Consider the following 3,073-nt stretch of genomic DNA (forward strand, 5'->3'; position numbering starts at 1 on the left):
GCGACTATAACAGCAACAACAAGTGATGGATATAAAACAGCTAGTTGTGTTATATATGTTAATAATCCATATATTTGGTAGTATAGGATATGAATTTTTATAGTTAATCCGAGTTATACACAATTGGGAAATAATAGTAATTCACAGTAATAAATAAAAACGACTATGCAAGATTATAGTCGTTTTTATTTATATTATTCAGCATAGAACTATTATCTACGATGTAATATACAAAGGATAAATTGGATTTAATAAATATGAGTTAACTATTTCAATACAAAAATAATAAAACATAGGAGGTGCCATCTTGAAACACAAAGAAAAAAATCATCACATATTAAAGTATATTGTAGCAGCTATTTTACCTATTATAGTTACATTTAATTTACTAGGATATTCTGTATTTGCCAGTGAAAATAATAAAGGCTTAAAGGTATCATCAACAAATAATATAGTAAATAATAAGTCACAATCAAGTTTAAATAAAAGCAAAGTACCTGCTAAGGGTAAAGGACTTATACCTTATAAAGTAAAGATAAAAAAGAGTACAGCAAATTTAAACTCACAGCCCAGGTTAAAATCAACTGCACCCTTGCCAGTTTCTTATGATTTAAGAAAAACTGGGAGAACAACTATTGCAAAAGATCAAGGAGAACTGAATAATTGCTGGGCTTTTTCAGCTATAGGTTCTCTTGAATCAAATCTTCTTAGAATTGAAAATAAGACTTACGATTTTTCGGAAATAAACATGACAACCCACAATGATATTGATAATAATCCCTATGATGGAGGCAATAATCAAATGGCCACGGCATATCTTGCCAGCTGGAAGGGACCAGTAAATGAAAAGGATGATCCAGCACCATCTAATCCTAACAACATAGTAACTAGAAATGGACTAAAGGAAAAAAAACATATACAAGAGGTATTATTTATACCTGACAGAACAGGGCCTTTAGATAATAGTGAATTGAAAAGAGCAGTTATGAATTATGGTGCTGTATCCTCTTCTCTATATATGGATGAGTATAGCTATTTTAATTTAGGCAAGAATTCATACTATGATTATACAGAGAGTTCTAGTAATCATGCTGTAGATATAGTAGGATGGGATGATAATTATTCTAAAAATAATTTTTTAGTTAAACCAAAGGGAAATGGAGCTTTTATTTGTAAGAATAGTTGGGGGACAAGCTTTGGGGATAAGGGCTATTTTTATGTTTCCTATTATGATGTATCTATAGGTATTGATAATGCAGTGTTCAATGGAGTAGAGCCTGTTAATAATTATAGCAAAAATTATCAATATGATTTAGATTATAATGGTATTGTTTCGGTTGGTGAAAGCAATTGGTTTTCAAACGTGTTTACGGCCTCAGCAAATTCATCTACCATGGAATCCTTAGCGGCAGTCAGCTTTTATACAGATAAAGAAAATGCAAGCTATTCAATTTATGCAGAAAATGATTATGGTACTAACAAATTTAATAGAATAGCTTCAAATTTAGTAGCATCAGGAATAATTGCAATGCCTGGATATCATACTATAAAATTACCTAAACCTCTTTCTTTAAGTACAGGTAAAAAGTTCGCAGTGGCGGTAAAGGTTAAAGGATCATCTATACCTTTAGATTATTTAAGTAATCCCAATGGAAATTCATTTATAAGTGCAAATGGATCAAAGTGGGTTGCACTTCCAGCTGCTGTAGATTTAAAGGCATTTACAAATATAAGTTCTAAAATTTTAGTAAAAAGTATCACCTTAAACAGTAGCTCTATAAATATTAATGTGAATAATACAGCAAAGCTTTCCAGTTCAATCTCTCCAAGTAATGCTACAAACAAAAAGATAAGTTGGAGCAGTAGTAATTCAAAGATAGCTACTGTAGATAGCAGTGGAAATGTTAAGGGTATTTCACCGGGAAAGGCCGTAATAACAGTAAAAAGTGAAGATGGAAATCTTACAGCAAAGTGCACAGTTAACGTGAAAGGAACTATAGCAGTTAAGTCAGTATCTTTTGGTTTAAAGCCAATAAATACAAATAGTGATTTTAGATTTACTTTCCAAAGCCCTATTTATAAGGGAACTAATTTTAAATATATTACACTAAAAGATAATAAAAATGTGAACATAGCTATAAATGTCAGTGTAAATAACAATGTTTTAGTCTTAAAGCCCAAAAGTAATTTAAAGAATGGCAATATGTATTTTATAAATATTCCTGTGAATTCAGTGGTTGATGCTAAAAGTAGTACATTGTTAAAGACTTATAGTACAAAGTTTGTAACTGCTTTAGCCTATAATTCAGCTGTGAAATTTGGAGATGCCAATTTGGAAAAGAAGATAAGGCCTGTTTTAAAAAAGCCTAAGGGAAATATAAGTTCAAATGATATGGATGCCTTAACTTCCTTAAATATAAGTGGAAGTAATATTAAAAGTCTAAAGGGATTAGAATATGCAGTTAACTTGAACAGTCTTAATGCAAAAGATAATAAGATAATTGACACAAGTCCACTTAACAATTTGTTGTCACTGAAAACATTATTACTTAGTGGTAATAAAAAATAGTAGAATTAAAATTGACATTTTTAGCAAGTAGTCTTCTAATAATCATTCTATATCCAACTATTGTCTTTACAGCAGACAATGGTTGGATAATTTTATGGGTATTTTATAGATAAATGTTATATGATATAATGTTATTGTTAACATAGTATGTATTTTGTTTGATAAATTAGTTAATGAGATTTAATAATAATTTCAAAGAAAATAAAATATAAGGGGACAAGTTAAGATTTAATATTGAATTTGGTATTGTTTTTTTGTTTAATAGGGGGAAAACTATGTTTTGTAAAAAGAGTATAGCTGTTTTTTTTAGTTGTTTATTAATTACTTTGAATATAAGTTTTTTATCAAAGACCATTGCAAAGGCAGTGGCTGATACAAAAACACCTGTATTAAAGAGCGTAAGTATTGATAAAGTGAATGTAACCGCTGGGGAAAGTATAACGGTAAAAATAGATGCAGATGACGATTTGTCTGGAATATATGGTGCAAGTATATACTACGTGT

At 29.7% G+C, this 3,073-nt stretch carries 2 protein-coding genes; both read left to right on the top strand.

Annotated elements, in window-relative coordinates:
- Positions 1-307 precede the first annotated feature (307 nt).
- Complete coding sequence (locus RH99_RS18370) at positions 308-2,569, top strand: C1 family peptidase (RefSeq protein WP_010241573.1); 2,262 nt, start codon at positions 308-310, stop codon at positions 2,567-2,569.
- Positions 2,570-2,844: 275 nt separating this feature from the next.
- On the top strand, positions 2,845-3,073 hold a 229-nt coding region (locus RH99_RS17810; protein ID WP_010241576.1), incomplete at its 3' end, for a hypothetical protein.

Origin of the sequence: Clostridium arbusti SL206, from assembly GCF_000246895.1 — a bacterium.
Lineage (GTDB): Bacteria > Bacillota > Clostridia > Clostridiales > Clostridiaceae > Clostridium_I > Clostridium_I arbusti.